The following is a 17508-nucleotide window of genomic DNA, read 5'->3' on the forward strand; positions in this document are numbered from 1 at the left end:
GAGGCCGTTGAGGCGCCGCTCGCGCTGAGCCAAGAATCCCGATGGTTCACGCGAGGCTCTCGACATCAAGGTAGAATTGAATCACTATGGCCAAAAACACCGATAACGCCTCGTCCGAGGCTGCAAGTCCTAAGCGCGGACTGTTCTCGCGCAAGCCGAAGGCCGACAAGGCCCCTAAGAAGCCGGGTCGGCTGAAACAGCTGGGCGAAGTCTTCCAGATGACCCGGAAGAACGACCCGATGGTCGTCTGGCTGATGCTTCTGGCTGCCCTTGGCATCATTGTCGTGGGTCTGGTGGTCGGTCTGCTGATCAAGAACTGGATCACCACGGTCTTGATCTCGCTTCCGCTGGCATTGCTGGCAGCGACCATGATTCTTTCCCGCCGCGCGGAAAAGGCTGCCTTCAAACAGTTGGAGGGACGCCCCGGCGCCGCCGGCGCCGCCATGAGCGTGTTGCGCCGCGGCTGGATCCTGAAGGACGAACCGGTTGCCGTGAACCCGCGCACCAAGGACCTAGTCTTCATGGGCATTGGCCGCGCAGGTGTGGTGCTGGTGTCCGAAGGACCGAGCACCCGCGTTCGCGCCTTGGTCGACGCGGAGCGCAAGCGCATGGGCCGCGTCCTGCCCAATGTCCCGATCCACGTCATCAACGCAGGAAGCGACGAAGGCCAGGTCCCCCTGGCAGAAGTCGGCAAGAAGATGAAGAAGCTCCCGAAGTCGATCACCAAGCTGGAGATCGGCGCCGTTGACAAGCGCCTAGCCACCTTGGGCAGCGCACGGCTCCCGATCCCGAAGGGCATCGACCCGAACCGGGCACGCCCGGACCGCAAGTCAATGCGCGGACGCTAGACATATAGAACCACCAATAAAGAAGGTGGGTGTTGGAACCATATGGTTCCAACACCCACCTTCTTTCATCCCCGAAGTACCTGCCTCTGCGCAGCGGTCAACCTTGCCCGCTGCGCAGAGGGAATCAGATGCGTACCAGGATCGTCTGGCCGACCCGATCGTGATAGCCGCGCTGGTCGGAGTCGCTGAACAAGACCGGGATGATCAGGCACAAAAGCAGCGTGCGCACGACCCCTCCGAGTGGTTTGATCGCGGTACCATCGAGACGTTGGACCTGCATGCCAAAGACGCGGTGCCCGATCGAGTGTCCGGTGACCCCGACAAAGAGCATCTGGGTTGCCGCAAAGATGATCATATTCGCGGTGGGATCGGAGTTGAAGAAGAACATCGAGATCAGCATCGCGATACCCCAATCCAATGCAATGGCCGCGACACGCCGACCGATGCGCGCAACGGAACCAGCCCCCTTTTCGGGGCGCCCCATTCTCTTGCCGGGCCATTCCTGGTTGCTTAGCTGCGGTGGGCCCTCGAGCCACGAGCCGAAATCTTTTCTTTCCACAGCCCCAGCTTACCGGGGCAAACGACCGACCGCCCCGCCCCGCAATCGCTTTCGCGCCCGGCACAGAGCCCTTAGGCGCGCAGCCCCCATAGGATGTGATTTAGCCAACGTCACTTAAGGCGAATTCCCCGACTATGTAACGTAATGGAAACAATCGAGACACAGCAGAGTAATCGCTTCGGGATAGTGTTGATAACACAGGAAATAAACGTTGGTAAACGTTTCACGGCATGGCATCCAAGCCTGCCTGGCAGAAATCCCACACAGGAGTCCCTGAGCATGTTCAAGAGTCCAGAAGAAGTCATCGCATATATTGCCGAAGAAGGCGTCAAATTCGTTGACGTCAGGTTCACCGATCTCCCCGGCATTCAGCAGCACTTCAACGTCCCGGCACGCACCGTCGACGCGGATTTCTTCGTCAACGGGCAGCTCTTCGATGCGTCCTCGATCCATGGCTTTGCCGGAATCTCCGACTCCGACATGCAGCTGATCCCCGATGTCACTTCCGGATACATCGATCCGTTCCGTCTCGAGAAGACCCTCGCGTTCAACTTCTCCATCGTGAACCCCCGCACCGGCGAGCCGTACCACCGCGACCCACGTGGCGTGGCCGAACGCGCCGAGTCCTACTTGTCCTCCACCGGCATCGCCGACACTGCATTCTTCGCCCCCGAGGCCGAGTTCTTCATCTTCGACAACGTGCAGTACGAGTCGAAGCCGCAGAGTTCCTTCTACAAGGTGGATTCCATTGAGGCTCCGTGGAACACCGGCAAGAAGGAAGAGGGCGGCAACCAGGGTTACAAGACCCCCTTCAAGGGCGGCTACTTCCCGGTCTCCCCCACCGACAAGCAGGCCGACCTACGCGACGCCATCTGCCTCGAGCTGGAGGCAGCCGGCCTAGAGGTCGAGCGCAGCCACCACGAAGTCGGCGCCGCCGGCCAGGCCGAGATCAACTACAAGTTCAATACGCTGACCCACTCGGCCGATGACCTCTTGAAGTTCAAGTACATCGTCAAGAACGTGGCCGACGCTTGGGGCAAGTCAGCGACCTTCATGCCGAAGCCGATCTTCGGTGACAACGGCTCGGGCATGCACTGCCACCAGTCGCTGTGGGCCAACGGCGTCCCGCTGTTCTACGACGAGAAGGGTTACGCCGGCCTCTCGGATACCGCCCGCTGGTACATCGGCGGCTTGCTGAAGCACGCTTCCGCCGTTCTGGCCTTCACCAACCCGACGGTGAACTCCTACCGCCGCTTGGTCAAGGGCTACGAGGCTCCGGTCAACATGGTTTACTCGCAGGGCAACCGCTCCGCCGGTATCCGTATCCCGATCACCGGCTCGAACCCGAAGGCCAAGCGCATCGAGTTCCGCGCACCGGATGCCGCCTCGAACCCGTACCTAGCCTTCGCAGCCCAGCTGATGGCTGGCCTTGACGGCATCAAGAATCGCATCGAGCCGGCAGACCCGATCGACAAGGACCTCTACGAGCTCCCGGCCGAAGAGGCCAAGGACATCCAGAAGGCACCGGGTTCGCTGGACGAGGCACTCGAAGCGCTGGAAGCCGACTTCGACTTCCTGCTCGAGGGCGACGTGTTCACCGAGGACTTGGTCCGTACTTGGATCGACTACAAGCGCGAATACGAGATCAAGCCGCTGTCGCTGCGTCCGAACCCCTACGAGTTCGAGCTCTACTACGGCTGCTAGCCACGTCATGGGGCTGATTCGTCTTTAGTCCACGTAAAGTCCGCACGGGCCGCCAGAACGTTTTCGAAGGCGGCACGTGCGGACTTTTCCATGCCCGGGCATAGCTGGCCGGCAAAACGCAAGGTAGCGCTGGGCCCAGATGGTGGCAGTAGTGCGATAGGCATGGGGTGGGGACTAGCGTCGACGCCCATCGTTTCAACGCATGAAGTTAGTGCTCGCGATGTCTTCGCGAGCATCTGACGAAACCTGAGGAGTGAGTCCATCGCGGAGTGACTATTCGGTTTCCCGAACTACCGGGCTGCCTAGGACTTCTTGCCGTAGCGCTGGTGGACCGCCTGGCGGCTGACCCCGAGCGATTGGGCTATGGCTTCCCACGACAAGCCCTCGGCGCGTGCCCGGCGCACCAGGACCGATTCCTGCCGTCTAGCATCGCGTTGCAGCTCTGCAACGGCTTGCAGCGCCTTGATCGGTCCGCCCTCGGCTTGCTCGAGACTGGTCTTGTCCATCGCACACATCACCCTCCATGCGTCAACTTATCTTGACAACAAAATCTGTGTCAAGGTTTCTTGACGCATTTTGTGCAGAAAGTATCTTTGCGGGTACCTAGCCAGCCAGGGAAGTCAGCAGGAAGGCACTGTCTTCGATGGCCACCACATTGTGAATTGCATCCGGGAGCACGTAGAGACCGCCGTGCTCGATGGTCTTCGACTCCCCGCCCCAGCTGACCACGATGGTTCCGCGCAACACCTGCAAGGTCGCCGACTCGGGCTTCTCGTGGTCATTCATCTTGCAGCCGGTCAGCAAGGTGATCAGGGTATGGCGCAGTCGCCCGTCCTTGAGCACGGCAATGGCGCTGCGCCCATTATTCGAAGCAGAAGCCTTCGCCCATTCCTGGGCGACCATCTGATCAAGTTCGGCGATGGTGAGATGCATGGCTATTTCCTGTCCCTTCAAAAAACAACAATAAATTCCTGCCCCGGGCCGGATGTTCCGGCCCCGGATCCTTAATCTTCAAATCCGTAAAAATACCGTTCGAAGACCTGCCGTGCCCGGCGAGTGGCCTTGAAGTAATCATCCTCCATCACCGAGGCCTCCCCCGGCGCGTAACCGCACCAACGGGCGACGGCTTCCATGTCCCGCCAAGACTTGGGCAACACATCGCTGATCCTGCCGGTGCAAATCAGCCCGGCGCTCCGGATCCGACTGGCCAGCGACCATGCCTGTTCCAGCAGCTCCACCTCGTCCGCCGGAATAATCTCGGCCTCGGCAATCGCCGCCAGGGCCGGCAACGTGGAAGTGGTGCGCAACTCCGGATGGACCTTGGCATGTTGCAGCTGCATGAGCTGGACCAGCCACTCGACATCGCTCAGCGAGCCGCGCCCCAGCTTCAGGTGCCGTTCGGGCTCCGCACCTCGCGGCAGACGCTCGGCCTCTACTCGGGCCTTGATCCGGCGGATCTCCGTGACCTGCTCCGGGCCCATATGCTGTTCGTAGCGCAGCGGATCAACTAAGGCCATGAAGTCCACTCCCAGTTCCTCGGAACCGGCCATGGGGGTGGCCCGGAGCAAGGCCTGCTGTTCCCAGAGCTGGGACCAACGCCGGTAATACTCTGCATAAGCGTCAAGAGAGCGCACCAGCGGGCCGCTCTTGCCCTCCGGGCGCAGCGCAGCATCGATCTCCAGCCGCGGCTCCGCCTGGATCGCCGGGACCATGGGTCTGCCCAGCAGTGGACCGAGCGAGGTCGCGATGCGGATGGCCTGTTCCTGGGCAGCCTGGGGGTCGGCACCGTCAAAGGCCCGTTGCACAAACAGCACATCGGCATCCGAGCAATAACCGATTTCGTGCCCGCCCTGCCGCCCCATGGCCACCACCAAAAACTCGCCCAACTGCGGGTTCACGGCAAACTCGGTGCGTTGAGCCACCTCCAACGCGCCGCGCACCGCGGCACGGTCGTTATCAGCCAGGGCCCGGCCCATCTGTTCCAGGTCGACGACCGCCGCACCATCGGCCAGCGCAATCCGCAGGATCTCACGGCGACGAATCACCCTGATCAACCGGATCGCCTGCTCGGGAGCGAGATTGCGCTTCAGTTTGGAGGAGATCTCCGTCGAGAGCGCCTCATAGCTCAAAGGACGCAGCAATTTGTCGTCCCCCAGCCACGCCGTCGACTCCGGGGAGACTTCCAACAGGTCAGTGACGAAGCGGGAGTTGGAGAGCATCTTGCACAATCGCTCGGCCGCGCCCTTTGAATCACGCAGCATCCCCAGGTACCAGTGCGACTCCCCCAGCGATTCACTCAACCGCCGGAAGCCCAGCAGGCCGGCATCCGGATCCACCCCCTCAGCGATCCAGCCCAGCAACACCGGCAGCAGCTGCCGCTGCAGGGAGGCGCGGCGGCGCATGCCGCCGGTGAGTGCCTCGATGTGCCGCATCGCTGCCTTGGGGTCGATGTATCCCAGGGCACGCAGCCGCGACTGGGCGGCCTCGGGCGAGAGCCGCACCTCATCGGCCGAGAGGTTTGAGGCGTTGCTCAGCAGCGGGCGGTAGAAGATCCGTTCGTGTAGCTGGCGGACCAGGCGCTTGGTCTCGCCCCAGCGCGCCAGCAACCCGGCAGCCGTGGACAGTTCCACGCCCAGGGTGGAGCGCAACGCGCGCGCCAGCACCCGCTGCCCGTACTCCTTGTGAGGCATCTGATGGGTCCGGCGCAGGTTCACCAGCTGGATGCGGTGCTCCAGGACCCGCAGGAAACGGTAGGAATCATCGAACTTCGCGGCATCGTCACGACCGATGTACCCGGCCAGGGACAGCGCGGCGATGGCCCCGGTGGTGGAGCGCACCCGCAGGGTTTCATCAATGCGTCCGTGCACCAGCTGGAGCAGCTGCACGGTGAATTCGACATCGCGCAACCCTCCGGGGCCCAGCTTAAGCTGGTGCGCCAATTCGGCCGGCTTAATGTTTGCGGTGACCCGCCGGCGCATGCGCTGCACGGATTCCACAAAGCCTTCGCGTTCCGAGGAGTTCCAGATCAGCGGCGCCACCATGGCCTCATACGCGGCACCGAGCTCCGCATCCCCGGCGATGGCCCGGGCCTTGAGCAGCGCCTGGAACTCCCAGGAGGCCGCCCAGCGAGCGTAATAGGCGGCGTGGGATTCAAGGGTCCGGCTCAACGCCCCATCCTTGCCCTCGGGGCGCAGGTTCGCATCCACTTCCCACAACCCCGGCTCGATGCCCGGGGCATCGATGGCGCGCGAGATCCCGGTGGCCAGTTCCCGGGCAATGCCCAAGGCCAGCTGCTCTTCAAGGCCTTCACTGGAGTGGACGTAGATGACATCAACGTCGGAGACGTAGTTCAGTTCGCTGGCCCCGCACTTGCCCATGCCGATCACCGCGAGGCGCACCTCGGCAATGTCTTGGGCCTCGAAGCGTCCGGCTGCCTCCGCCCGGCTAATGGCCAGCGCGCCATCGAGCGCGGCTGCCGCCAGGTCCGCCAGTTCCCGACCCACCACCGGCATCGCCGCGAGCGCGTCGGCGGCGCCCAGGTCGCGGTGGGCCAGGGACAGCAGGGCCGTACGGTAGGCCACACGCAGCGTCCGGTAGGCTTCCTCGCCGCTCACCGTGGCGACCGGTGGGATACCCGATGCCGGATCGGCGCCCACGGCCCGCAGCATCTGGGCCCGCAGTTGTTGTCCGTCGCGCCCGACGATTTCTGCCGGGGCGGGTTTTTCGAAGATTTCCAGGGCTTCGGGGGCACGGATCAGGAAGTTGGCCAGTGCGTCGGAGGCGCCCAGCAGCCGCAGGAAGCCCGGGGCTGTAGGCGCATTCTTCGCCAGGTCCAGGGCCGCGGGTGCATGCGGGATGATCCGGATCAGCGCCAGCAGCGCCTGGTCCGGGTCCGCGGCGTAGGCCAGGTGGCGCACCAAGGCTGCATGGTCGATGCCCTCCAGCTCCTGGTCCTCCAGGAACCGTTTGGCCCGCTTCAGGTCGTCAAACCCGGAGGAGATCAGTTGCCGCGTGGAAATCTGCACGTGGATTGCACCCTCCTTTCGGTTCTAGAGGATCCCCAGGTAGCGGCGCAGCTCGAACGGGCTGACGTTCTGCCGGTAGCCCTCCCACTCATCGCGCTTGTTGCGCAGGAAGGAGGTGTACACCTGTTCGCCCAGGATCTCGGCGACCAGCTCGGATTCTTCCATGGCGCGGATGGCATCGTGCAGTGAGCCGGGCAGCGGGTCGTGCCCGGAGGCCCGACGTTCAGCGCTGCTGAGCCCCCAAACGTCTTCCTCGGCCTGTGGCTCCAGCTCGTAGCCTTCCTGGATGCCCTTTAGTCCGGCACCCAGCAGGCAGGCGTAGGCCAGGTAGGGGTTGGTGGCGGAGTCGATTCCGCGGTATTCCACGCGGGCGCTCTGCCCCTTGCCCGGCTTGTACAGCGGCACACGCACCAGTGCCGAACGGTTGTTGTGGCCCCAGGACCTGTGGCTGGGGGCTTCTCCCCCGCCCCAGAGACGCTTGTAGGAGTTCACAAACTGGTTAGTCACGGCCGTAAATTCCGGGGCGTGGTGCAAGATCCCGGCAATGAACTGCCGCGCAGTGTCCGAGAGCTGAAATTCACGTCCGGCCTCGAAGAACGCATTGGTGTCGCCCTCAAAGAGCGAAAAATGGGTGTGCATGCCACTGCCTGGCTCATCGGAGAACGGTTTAGGCATGAACGTGGCATAGATACCCTGTTGGATCGCAACTTCCTTGATCACCGTCCGGAAGGTCATCACGTTGTCGGCGGTCTGCAGCGCATCGGCGTAACGCAGGTCGATCTCGTTCTGCCCGGGACCGCTTTCGTGGTGGGAAAATTCCACCGAGATCCCCACGGCCTCGAGCATCGTGACAGCGGTGCGCCTAAAATCCTGGGCCACCCCGCCGGTGACGTGGTCGAAGTATCCGCCGCGGTCAACCGGCACCGGGTAGCCGTCGGGGCCCAGTTCGGAAGAACGCAGCAGGTAGAACTCGATCTCCGGGTGGGTGTAGCAGGTGAAGCCCATCTCCGAGGCGGCAGCCAGCTGACGCTTGAGAACGTGGCGCGGGTCGGCCACGGCGGGCAGTCCGTCGGGGGTGAGGATGTCACAGAACATCCGGGAGGTGGGTTCCACCTCGCCGCGCCACGGCAGGATCTGGAATGTGGAGGGATCGGGCTGCAGCAGCATGTCCGATTCGTAAATGCGCGACAGACCCTCGATGGAGGAACCATCGAATCCCAGGCCTTCTTCGAAGGCCCCCTCGACCTCGGCCGGCGCCAAGGCCACGGATTTCATGGAACCCACGACATCGGTGAACCACAGACGCACGAAGCGAACGTCGCGCTCTTCGATGGTCCTTAGGACGAATTCCTGCTGACGATCCACGGAGGGTCCTTCCACAAGGGGTTATCTGGCGACGGTTCCCGCCCCCACTGACTCACTTTATACGCTTTGGCTGGGCGACACAGAACCACAACTTCGGTGGAAAGTGCATTAGTCTCGTGCCCATGAGTGCTCATCCTTCCACACCCGTCATTCCTCCCACCCCCGGCACCGGTTCGGGCCCCCGCATCAGGCTGCACCACTTGCAAAAGGCCAAGGACGAGGGGACGAAATTCGCGATGCTCACCGCCTACGACACCATGATGGCTTCCATCTTTGATGCCGCGGGTATCGAGGTGCTGCTGGTGGGCGATTCTGCGGCGAACACCGTCATGGGCTACTCCTCGACCCTGCCGATCACGCTCGAGGAGATGGTGGTCTTTGCCAAGTCCGTGGTCTCCGGTGCCAAGCGTGCCCTGGTGGTCTGTGACCTGCCCTTCGGCTCCTACGAGGTCTCCATCGAACAAGCAGTGGCCTCCGCGGTGAAGCTCATGAAAGAGGGCGGGGTGCACGCGGTGAAGATGGAGGGCGGGGCCTACTACGCCCCGCATGTGCGGGCGATGGTCGCTGCCGGTGTGCCGGTGATGGCACACATCGGTTTCACCCCGCAGGCCGAGCACGCCCTGGGCGGCTACAGGGTGCAGGGCCGTGGGGATGCCGCGGAGGCGATGCTCGCCGATGCCCGCGCTTTAGAAGAGGCCGGCGCCTTCACGGTGCTGATGGAAATGGTTCCCACCGACACCGCGGCCAGGGTCGATGCGGCCCTGCACGTGCCCACCGTGGGCATCGGGGCCGGCGGCGCCACGACCGGCCAGGTGCTGGTGTGGCAGGACATGCTCGGGCTCGGTGAGGGCAAGAGCCCACGCTTTGTGAAGAAGTATGCGGACCTGCGCTCGGTGGTCGCCGGCGCAGCCGCCGCCTACCACCGCGAGGTGCTCGACGGGGCATTTCCCTCCGCCGAGCACGAGTTCGGGCAGTAGCTAACTCGCAGCTAGTCCTCTTCTTCCTCGTCCTCTTCATCCCACTGTTCGTTGCGTTCGCGCACCTTGGACATGGCCAGTTCGGCCTCGGCACGGGACTTGTAAGGGCCCAGCAGCTTCGACCAGTCGGCCATCGGGCCCGACTCGACCTGGCCGGTGGTGATGTTGAACCAGAATTCGCCCTCGCCGGGCAATGCTCCACTCATCGGGACTGACCCACCTTTCGTTAGTGCCTAGATCCTTGTGCCACCTACCCTACCGTCGGGCGGGCCTCTTGGTCCGTGCGAAACGATAGTTCCCCATGGTCCGAGGCCGTGTTCTCGGCGCTAGAATGGAAACCATGTCTTCAGCAACAACAGCACCCATCGGCTCCCTGACCCCCGGGACCCCGACGCCCCAACGAACCGTCCCGCATTCCATCCCCCGCCCCGAGTACGTCGGGCGCCCGGCCCCACGCAAGTCAGATGCCCCGGAAGTCAGGTCGCCGGAGATCATCGCTAAGATGCGCGTGGCCTCGAAAATCGCCGCGCAGGCGCTGGTTGAGGTCGGCAAGGCCGTAGTCCCGGGGGTCACCACCGATGAGTTGGATCGGGTCGGTCACGAGTTCCTGCTGGATCACAAGGCCTACCCCTCAACCCTGGGCTACCGCGGTTTCACCAAGTCGTTGTGTGCCTCGATCAACGAGGTCATCTGCCACGGCATCCCCGACACCACCGTGGTGCAGGACGGGGACATCGTCAACATCGATATCACCGCGTTCATTGGCGGGGTGCATGGGGACACCAATGCGACATTCCTGGCCGGAAACGTGGATGAGGATTCCCGCCTGCTGGTGGAGCGCACCCAGGAATCGCTGCGTCGAGCCATCAAATCGGTGATGCCTGGCCGGGAGATCAACGTCATCGGCCGCACCATCTCCGCTTATGCCAAGCGCTTCGGTTACGGCGTGGTGCGTGACTTCACAGGGCATGGCGTGGCAGAATCCTTTCATACAGGTTTGATCATCCCGCACTACGACGCCGCACCGGCCTACAGCCAGCTCATCGAGGAAGGCATGACCTTTACGATCGAGCCCATGTTGACCCTGGGCACCATCGAGTGGGACATGTGGGAGGACGGCTGGACCGCCACCACCAAGGACCGGAAACGGACCGCCCAGTTTGAACACACCTTGCTCGTCAACGAGGACGGCGCAGAAATACTCACCCTGCCCTAGCTGCTGGCCGTCTGCCAATAGTCCCGTTCGAGAAGGAAACATCACTGCATGTCACATAGCGCAAACCTCCCGGCCGCTTCCCTTGCCATCGGGGTCGACATTGGCGGCACCGGAATCAAGGGAGGCATCGTCGACCTCTCCACCGGGAAATTGGTCGGGGAACGCGTCCGCATCGACACCCCGAAGCCAGCGACCCCGCCGGCCGTCGCCCAGGTCGTGGCGCAGATCGTGGAGCAGCTCGATGCCCGCGAAGACGCCCCGGGAACCGCTTCCCCGGTGGGCGTCACCTTCCCGGCAATCATCCACCGCGGGGTGGCCCGCTCCGCGGCCAACGTGGACAAGTCCTGGATCGGCACCGACGTCGATGCACTGTTCACCAACCAGTTGGGTCGCCCGGTGCATGTGATGAACGATGCCGATGCTGCAGGCCTGGCCGAGGTGCACTTCGGTGCCGGGGTGGGGGTCGACGGCACGGTACTGGTCATCACCCTGGGCACCGGCATCGGCTCGGCGTTGATCCACAACGGCGTGCTGGTCCCGAACCTGGAACTCGGACACCTGGAGCTAGACTCGGCCGTCGCCGAATCCCGCGCTTCGGCCTCCGCACGCGAACGCGAGAACCTGTCCTGGGACGAATACGCGCAACGGTTGCAGCGCTTCTTCTCCCACGTGGAGTTCCTCTTCTCCCCCAGCCTGTTTGTCATTGGCGGCGGGATCTCCAAGCGGGCCGAAGACTATCTGCCCCAGCTCTCGATCAACACCCCAATCACCGTGGCGAAGTCGAAGAACAATGCCGGAATCGTGGGTGGAGCCTTGCAGTCGGCGGTCTCCTAGCCGTATTCGCAAAGCCAAACGGCGGGTTCCCGCTGCGCTGTCCACTACTGGACCAAGCGCGGGGAACCCGCCGTTTCTGTTGGGCGCCGGAGCCCATAAATCTGCCGAAAGCTAATGTGCGCCCAATGGACGCTGATGGCCCACCGGCCGGGTATCACGCTCGGCGCGCAACTTCGCGATCGCACTTTCAAAGTCCTTGAGCGATTCAAAGTCCTGGTAGACGCTGGCGAAGCGCAGGTAGGCGACCTCGTCGAGGCGTTGCAGCGGCGCCAGGATCGCCAGCCCGACCTCGCGGGCGTTGATCTCCGCGGCCCCACTGGAGCGCACCGCTTCCTCAACTTCCTGGGCCAACATCGCCAGATCGTCGTCGGTGACGGGCCGCCCTTGGCAGGCCTTGCGCACACCGTTGATGACCTTGGCGCGGCTAAACGGCTCGGCCACCCCGGAACGCTTGAGCACATTCAGGCTGGTGGTTTCCGCGGTGCTAAATCGCCGACCGCATGCTGCGCATTGGCGGCGTCGCCGGATCGCGGTTCCGTCGTCGGTGAGGCGGCTGTCTACAACACGCGAATCGGTGTGCCTGCAATAGGGACAGTACATGGCACCCCTTCCTCGGGTCTTTCACAAAGCACACTTGTGCTGAGGATTAGTTTAGGGCCACCTACAGTTTATTCACAACAAAGCCAATACCATAACTCGTGGTCAAGTCACATATCAGCGTTCATGACGATGCCAGACCGGGCTAGGAAAAGCGCAGGGCCACGGCGTCGCCGTGCCCCGGGAGGTCCTCGGCGTTGGCCAGCGCGATCACGTGCGGAGCCACCACGGAAAGTGCGCCGCGGTCGTAGTCAATGACCTGGATGGCCTTGAGGAAAGTGTTCACGTTCAGGCCCGAGGCGAACGCGGCGGTTCCACTGGTGGGCAGCACGTGGTTGGAGCCGGCACAGTAGTCCCCCAGACTCACCGGGGCGTCGGGACCCACAAACACGGCGCCGGCCGCGGTGATCCTGGCGGCGACGGCCGCGGCATCGCGCGTATGGATCTCCAGGTGCTCGGCGGCGTACACATTACAGACCGCGATCCCCGCCTCCACGTCGTCAACCAGGATGATGGCCGACTGATTGCCGCCCAGGGCCTCGCGCACGCGTTCGGAGTGCTTGGTGGTGGCACATTGGTCCTCCAACGCGTTGCGCACAGACTCGGCGAGCTCGGGAGAGTCGGTGATGAGCACCGCCGCGGCGTTCGGGTCGTGTTCGGCCTGGGAAATCATGTCCGCCGCCACGAAGGCAGGGTTGGCGGCGGCGTCGGCCAGGATCGCGATCTCGGTGGGGCCGGCCTCCGCGTCGATGCCGACCACGCCCTTGACCAGGCGCTTGGCGGTTGCCACAAACAGGTTGCCGGGGCCCGTGACCACGTCGACCGGCTCGATGGCCAGGGCCGGGTCCATGCCTTCGCCGACCGGAACGCCGTAGGCGAAGGCCGCTATGGCCTGTGCGCCGCCGATCGCATGCACCTCCGTCACACCCAGCAGCAGGGCAGCGGCCAGGATCGTGGGGTGCGGCAGGCCGCCGAATTCCTTTTGCGGCGGCGAGGCTATGGCCAGGGATCCGACGCCTGCGGCCAAGGCGGGCACGGCGTTCATGATTACCGAGCTGGGGTAGACGGCCAATCCGCCGGGCACGTACAGGCCCACCCGGCGCACCGGAACCCAGCGCTGGGTGACGGTGGCACCGACGCCGTATTCGACCACGGTGTCCCCGGGGACCTGGGCTGCGGCAAAGGCTCGTGCCCGGGTGATGGATTCCTCCAACCCGGCACGGACCTCGGGGTCAAGTTCGACCAGGGCGCGTTCCATGGCCTCGGCCGGGACCCGGGTGTGGCTCTGGAGAACGCCGTCAAATTTCTGAGCCAGCTCCGCTAGCGCGGTGAACCCCTCGGTGCGCACCCGCCCAATGATCGACTCCACGGCCGCTGCGGCGGTGGAGAAGTCCAGTTCCGGGCGCGGCAGCACCGCCTTGAGGCTTGCATGGTTCAGTGCCGCGCCGCGCAGATCGAGATCTTGGAGGGCGGAAAATATCTGGGGGCTCACGTTGGAAGTCACCGCACCAGTTTATCGCGGGTGCACGCTCCCGCCGGCCTTGGCTGCCATACGGGCTCCGGAGGCCGTAACCCGGCCACACATCCAGGCTCATGTGGACCAACTGGATCGGGCTGCTGCGCACTGCTTCGGGCATCAGGCGCCCGGACCGGACGTACGCCCGTCAACCGGCCATCGAATTCACGCTGGGTGTTGATCCCGACTCGGTGAGGTGGGAAGACTTCCATCCGGAGTTGGCCGCCGCCGACTCCCCCGCGCCCGGAAAGCAGTAGCCTTCCGGGACGCAGTGCAATAGGTGTGCGCTTAACCGTCTAGGCAGGTGGGGCCCAGCAACACCTTCAGGTCGCCGAAGAGCGCGGAGTTCGGGTTGACCCGATACTCGATGCCCAGGCGCACCAACGAGACCCCGCGGGTGCTGTGCAGCTTCACCCGCACCTCGGTTGTGCCTTGGTGCACGCGCAGCACGTCTCCGAGTGCGCTGATGACTTCTTCGGTGGCCTTGTGGTTGGGCATGGAAATCACCACCGGTCCACCCTCGCCGTCCTCGCTGATTTCCGGGACGGTGAGTTCCTGCGCGTTGAGCGTGATCGAACCGTCGTCGCGCTTCTGGACCCGGCCCTTGACGACCACGATGAGGTCCTCGGCCAGCACGTTGGCGATCGGCGCGTAGGCATTGCCGAAGAACATGACCTCCATGGAGCCGGAGAGGTCCTCGATCTCGCAGCGCGCGTAGGGGTTACCGCTCTTCTTGGCGATCCGGCGCTGCAACGAGGTAATCATGCCGCAGATGGTCACGTTGTGTCCGTCCTGCGGCCCGTCATCGGAGAGCACCTGGGTCACGGACAGGTCGGCGTTTTGCGCCAGCAGCCCGCCGAGGCCCTTGAGCGGGTGGTCCGAGACGTAGAGCCCGAGCATGTCTCGTTCGAAGGCCAGCTTGTCCTTCTTGTCCCAGTCGGGCAGATCGGGGATCGACACCGCCATGCCTGCCGCCGCCGTGGGGTCATCGAACGCGCTGAAGAGGTCGAACTGGTTCGCCGCCTCGTTGCGTTTGACCGTGATGATCGAGTCCACGGCTTCCTCGTGGATGGCCACCAAGGCACGTCGGGCGTGTCCCATGGTGTCGAAGGCCCCGGCCTTGATCAGGGAATCGATGGTGCGCTTGTTGCAGACCACCGCGGGGACCTTTTGCAGGAAGTCGGCGAAGCTCTCGAAGTTGCCCTTTTCCGTCCGGGACTCGACCAGTGCGTTGACCACGTTGGCGCCGACGTTGCGGATTCCGCCCATGCCGAAGCGGATGTCCTTGCCCACCGGGGTGAAGTTCAGTGCGGATTCGTTGACGTCCGGGGCCAACACGGTGATGCCCATGTGCCGGCATTCGTTGAGGTACATGGCCGTTTTGTCTTTGTCGTCGGCCACCGACGTCAGCAGCGCCGCCATGTATTCGGACGGGTAGTGGTGCTTGAGGTACGCGGTCCAGTAGGAGATGACCCCGTAGGCGGCCGAGTGCGCCTTGTTGAAGGCGTAGTCGGAGAACGGCAGCAGAATATCCCACAGGGCCTTGATGGCTTCCTTGGTGTATCCGTTATCGATCATGCCCTGGGAGAAGCCAACAAACTGCTTGTCCAGCTCGGACTTCTTCTTCTTTCCCATCGCGCGACGCAGAATGTCGGCCTGGCCCAGTGAGAAGCCGGCTAGTTTCTGCGCGATGGACATGACCTGCTCCTGGTACACGATCAGGCCGTAGGTCCCGCCCAGGATCTCCCGCAGTGGCTCCAGGAGCGTGGGGTGGATCGGTGTTTCCTCTTGGAGCTTGTTTTTACGCAGCGCGTAGTTGTTGTGCGAGTTCGCGCCCATCGGGCCCGGACGGTACAGCGCGAGCACCGCGGAGATGTCTTCGAAGTTATCCGGGCGCATGAGCTTGAGCAGTGCGCGCATGGGCCCGCCGTCCAGCTGGAACACGCCCAGGGTGTCGCCGCGAGCCATGAGCTCGTAGGCGCCCGGATCGTCCAGGGGCAGGACCTCAAGGTCCAGGTCGACATCCTGGTTCGCCTTCATGTTGTCCAGCGCGTCGGAAATGATGGTCAGGTTTCGCAGCCCCAGGAAGTCCATCTTGATCAGCCCCAGGCCTTCACAGGTCGGGTAGTCGAACTGGGTGATGACCTGGCCGTCCTGGATGCGGCGCATGATCGGGATGACGTCGATGATCGGGTCCGAGCTCATGATGACCCCGGCGGCGTGCACGCCCCACTGGCGCTTAAGCCCCTCGATACCCTTGGCGGTCTCGAAGACGCGGGCGGCCTCCGGATCGGTGGCCACCAGTTGGCGGAAGTCCCCGGCTTCGGAGTAACGCTTGGATTTGGGGTCGTCGATGTCGTTGAGTGGGATGTCCTTGGCCATCACTGCCGGGGGCAGCGCCTTGGTGAGCTGCTCGCCCATGGAGAACGGGTAGCCGAGCACACGAGAGGAGTCCTTCAGCGCCTGCTTGGTCTTGATCGACCCGTAGGTCACGATCATCGACACGCGCTCGTCACCGTATTTCTCGGTGACGTACTTGATCACTTCCGAGCGGCGCCTATCATCGAAGTCGACGTCGAAGTCGGGCATGGAGACACGTTCGGGGTTCAGGAAGCGCTCAAAGATCAGCCCGTGGTGCAAGGGGTCCAGGTCGGTGATGCGCATGGCGTACGCGACCATGGATCCTGCACCGGAGCCGCGTCCGGGACCCACACGGATGCCGTTGTTCTTGGCCCAGTTGATGAAGTCCGCCACCACGAGGAAGTATCCGGGGAAGCCCATCTTGATGATGACATCGAGTTCGTAGTCGGCCTGGCGGCGCACATCGTCGGAGATGCCGTTGGGGTAGCGGTAGTGCAGCCCGGTCTCGACTTCCTTGATGAGCCAGCTCGTCTCATCCTCGCCCGGTGGGCAGGGGAAACGCGGCATGTAGTTGGCGCTGGTGTCGAAGGAGACCTCGGCACGGTCGGCAATTTCCAAGGTGTTGTCGCAGGCATCGGGCATTTCTCTGAACAGGTGCCGCATTTCCGCCGGCGACTTGAGGTAGAAACTTGTTCCGGAGAACGCGAAGCGCGAACCGCCCTGATCGTAGGTCGGCTCATCGAGGGTGGAGCCGGAGTTGATGGCCAGCAATGCCTCGTGCGCCGGGGCGTCATGTTCGTGGGTGTAGTGCAGGTCATTGGTGGCAAGCCGCGGGATGTCCAGTTCCTTGGCCAGTCGCAGCAGGTCCTTGGTGACCCGGCGTTCAATGTCCAGTCCATGATCCATGAACTCGCAGTAGTAGTTTTCTTTGCCAAAGAGGTCCTGATAATCGGCGGCGGCGGCCTTAGCCTCGGCATACTGGCCCAGTCGGAGCTTGGTCTGCACCTCGCCCGAGGGGCAGCCGGTGGTAGCGATGACGCCCTCGTGATAGGTGTCCAGCAGATCGCGGTCCAGCCGCGGGTACTTGCCAAATACCGAGTCGAGCGAGGCGATCGAGGAGGCCTTGAAGAGGTTCTTCATCCCGGTGTTGTTGTAGCTCAGCAGCGTCATGTGCGTATACAGGCCACCACCTGAGACGTCATCTCGTTTCTGGCTCTCATCGGTGCGCCACTTCACGCGTGTCTTGTCGTCCCGAGCCGTGCCTGGGGTGACATAGGCCTCAATGCCGATGATCGGCTTGACGCCGGCTTGGGTCGCCTTGTTCCAGAAATCAAAGGCTCCGAAGAGATACCCGTGATCGGTAGTGGCCAGGGCGGTCATCCCGAGCCGGTTGGTCTCTTCAAAGAGTTCTGTTAGTCGTGCAGCACCGTCAAGCATTGAGTATTCGGTGTGCGTGTGAAGGTGTACGAATCCATCGCGATTAGAGCTAGCCACCGATCCAGTCTA

15 protein-coding genes are annotated in these 17508 nt (G+C 63.4%); 6 read left to right on the plus strand and 9 right to left on the minus strand.

Annotated elements, in window-relative coordinates; all coding sequences use genetic code 11:
• Positions 1-86: 86 nt before the first annotated feature.
• Positions 87-848 carry a DUF4191 domain-containing protein gene (locus tag ADIAG_RS12375; RefSeq protein WP_007271720.1) on the plus strand — a complete coding sequence of 254 codons (762 nt, stop codon included), beginning with the start codon at positions 87-89 and terminating at the stop codon, positions 846-848.
• Positions 849-972: 124 nt separating this feature from the next.
• Here the strand turns inward: ADIAG_RS12375 and ADIAG_RS22520 are convergent, their stop codons facing one another.
• Complete coding sequence (locus tag ADIAG_RS22520; RefSeq protein ID WP_321162824.1) at positions 973-1248, minus strand: RDD family protein; 276 nt, start codon at positions 1246-1248, stop codon at positions 973-975.
• Between the two features lie 438 nt (positions 1249-1686).
• Between ADIAG_RS22520 and glnA the strand changes: the two genes are divergently transcribed.
• Positions 1687-3111, plus strand: coding sequence for a type I glutamate--ammonia ligase (gene glnA / locus ADIAG_RS12385; RefSeq protein ID WP_007271722.1), 1425 nt, complete (start codon positions 1687-1689; stop codon positions 3109-3111).
• 302 nt (positions 3112-3413) lie between these two features.
• Here glnA and ADIAG_RS12390 read toward each other — a convergent pair whose 3' ends face one another.
• The 4 genes from ADIAG_RS12390 to ADIAG_RS12405 form a co-directional block, all read right to left on the minus strand.
• On the minus strand, positions 3414-3617 hold the full coding sequence (locus tag ADIAG_RS12390; protein ID WP_007271723.1) for a helix-turn-helix domain-containing protein: 204 nt from the start codon (positions 3615-3617) through the stop codon (positions 3414-3416).
• 97 nt (positions 3618-3714) lie between these two features.
• Complete coding sequence (locus ADIAG_RS12395; RefSeq protein ID WP_007271724.1) at positions 3715-4044, minus strand: cupin domain-containing protein; 330 nt, start codon at positions 4042-4044, stop codon at positions 3715-3717.
• A gap of 71 nt (positions 4045-4115) precedes the next feature.
• Positions 4116-7136: a bifunctional [glutamine synthetase] adenylyltransferase/[glutamine synthetase]-adenylyl-L-tyrosine phosphorylase gene (locus ADIAG_RS12400; RefSeq protein ID WP_007271725.1), complete on the minus strand. Its 3021-nt coding sequence runs from the start codon at positions 7134-7136 to the stop codon at positions 4116-4118.
• Between the two features lie 24 nt (positions 7137-7160).
• Complete coding sequence (locus ADIAG_RS12405) at positions 7161-8501, minus strand: glutamine synthetase family protein (RefSeq protein ID WP_007271726.1); 1341 nt, start codon at positions 8499-8501, stop codon at positions 7161-7163.
• A 122-nt stretch (positions 8502-8623) separates the two neighbouring features.
• On the opposite strand from ADIAG_RS12405, the gene panB reads away from it, so the two are divergent.
• Positions 8624-9478 carry a 3-methyl-2-oxobutanoate hydroxymethyltransferase gene (panB, locus tag ADIAG_RS12410; RefSeq protein ID WP_007271727.1) on the plus strand — a complete coding sequence of 285 codons (855 nt, stop codon included), beginning with the start codon at positions 8624-8626 and terminating at the stop codon, positions 9476-9478.
• An 11-nt stretch (positions 9479-9489) separates the two neighbouring features.
• Here panB and ADIAG_RS12415 read toward each other — a convergent pair whose 3' ends face one another.
• Positions 9490-9684 (minus strand): hypothetical protein, encoded by a 195-nt coding sequence (locus ADIAG_RS12415; RefSeq protein WP_007271728.1) that lies wholly within the window; start codon positions 9682-9684, stop codon positions 9490-9492.
• A gap of 134 nt (positions 9685-9818) precedes the next feature.
• On the opposite strand from ADIAG_RS12415, the gene map reads away from it, so the two are divergent.
• A complete protein-coding gene (gene map / locus ADIAG_RS12420) occupies positions 9819-10694 on the plus strand; it encodes a type I methionyl aminopeptidase (RefSeq protein WP_007271729.1) in 876 nt (291 codons plus the stop codon).
• A gap of 48 nt (positions 10695-10742) precedes the next feature.
• Positions 10743-11528 (plus strand): polyphosphate--glucose phosphotransferase, encoded by a 786-nt coding sequence (gene ppgK / locus ADIAG_RS12425; RefSeq protein ID WP_007271730.1) that lies wholly within the window; start codon positions 10743-10745, stop codon positions 11526-11528.
• Between the two features lie 111 nt (positions 11529-11639).
• Here ppgK and nrdR read toward each other — a convergent pair whose 3' ends face one another.
• The gene (gene nrdR, locus ADIAG_RS12430) at positions 11640-12128 is read right to left on the minus strand and encodes a transcriptional regulator NrdR (protein ID WP_007271731.1); all 489 of its coding nucleotides are present in this window, start codon (positions 12126-12128) and stop codon (positions 11640-11642) included.
• Positions 12129-12270: 142 nt separating this feature from the next.
• Positions 12271-13617 (minus strand): histidinol dehydrogenase, encoded by a 1347-nt coding sequence (gene hisD / locus ADIAG_RS12435; protein WP_007271732.1) that lies wholly within the window; start codon positions 13615-13617, stop codon positions 12271-12273.
• 101 nt (positions 13618-13718) lie between these two features.
• On the opposite strand from hisD, the gene ADIAG_RS12440 reads away from it, so the two are divergent.
• A complete protein-coding gene (locus tag ADIAG_RS12440) occupies positions 13719-13898 on the plus strand; it encodes a hypothetical protein (RefSeq protein ID WP_007271733.1) in 180 nt (59 codons plus the stop codon).
• Between the two features lie 31 nt (positions 13899-13929).
• Here the strand turns inward: ADIAG_RS12440 and dnaE are convergent, their stop codons facing one another.
• Positions 13930-17496 (minus strand): DNA polymerase III subunit alpha, encoded by a 3567-nt coding sequence (gene dnaE / locus ADIAG_RS12445; protein ID WP_043474832.1) that lies wholly within the window; start codon positions 17494-17496, stop codon positions 13930-13932.
• Positions 17497-17508: the final 12 nt, after the last annotated feature.

Source organism: Paeniglutamicibacter gangotriensis Lz1y (assembly GCF_000348945.1).
Lineage (GTDB): Bacteria > Actinomycetota > Actinomycetes > Actinomycetales > Micrococcaceae > Paeniglutamicibacter > Paeniglutamicibacter gangotriensis.

Excerpts from the sequence above, each read along its gene's own strand:
- ADIAG_RS12375 (WP_007271720.1), top strand. The coding sequence starts at position 87 with ATGGCCAAAAACACCGATAACGCCTCGTCCGAGGCTGCAAGTCCTAAG.
- ADIAG_RS22520 (WP_321162824.1), bottom strand. The coding sequence starts at position 1,248 with ATGCTGATCTCGATGTTCTTCTTCAACTCCGATCCCACCGCGAATATG.
- glnA (WP_007271722.1), top strand. The coding sequence starts at position 1,687 with ATGTTCAAGAGTCCAGAAGAAGTCATCGCATATATTGCCGAAGAAGGC.
- ADIAG_RS12390 (WP_007271723.1), bottom strand. The coding sequence starts at position 3,617 with ATGGACAAGACCAGTCTCGAGCAAGCCGAGGGCGGACCGATCAAGGCG.
- ADIAG_RS12395 (WP_007271724.1), bottom strand. The coding sequence starts at position 4,044 with ATGCATCTCACCATCGCCGAACTTGATCAGATGGTCGCCCAGGAATGG.
- panB (WP_007271727.1), top strand. The coding sequence starts at position 8,624 with ATGAGTGCTCATCCTTCCACACCCGTCATTCCTCCCACCCCCGGCACC.
- ADIAG_RS12415 (WP_007271728.1), bottom strand. The coding sequence starts at position 9,684 with ATGAGTGGAGCATTGCCCGGCGAGGGCGAATTCTGGTTCAACATCACC.
- map (WP_007271729.1), top strand. The coding sequence starts at position 9,819 with ATGTCTTCAGCAACAACAGCACCCATCGGCTCCCTGACCCCCGGGACC.
- ppgK (WP_007271730.1), top strand. The coding sequence starts at position 10,743 with ATGTCACATAGCGCAAACCTCCCGGCCGCTTCCCTTGCCATCGGGGTC.
- nrdR (WP_007271731.1), bottom strand. The coding sequence starts at position 12,128 with ATGTACTGTCCCTATTGCAGGCACACCGATTCGCGTGTTGTAGACAGC.
- ADIAG_RS12440 (WP_007271733.1), top strand. The coding sequence starts at position 13,719 with ATGTGGACCAACTGGATCGGGCTGCTGCGCACTGCTTCGGGCATCAGG.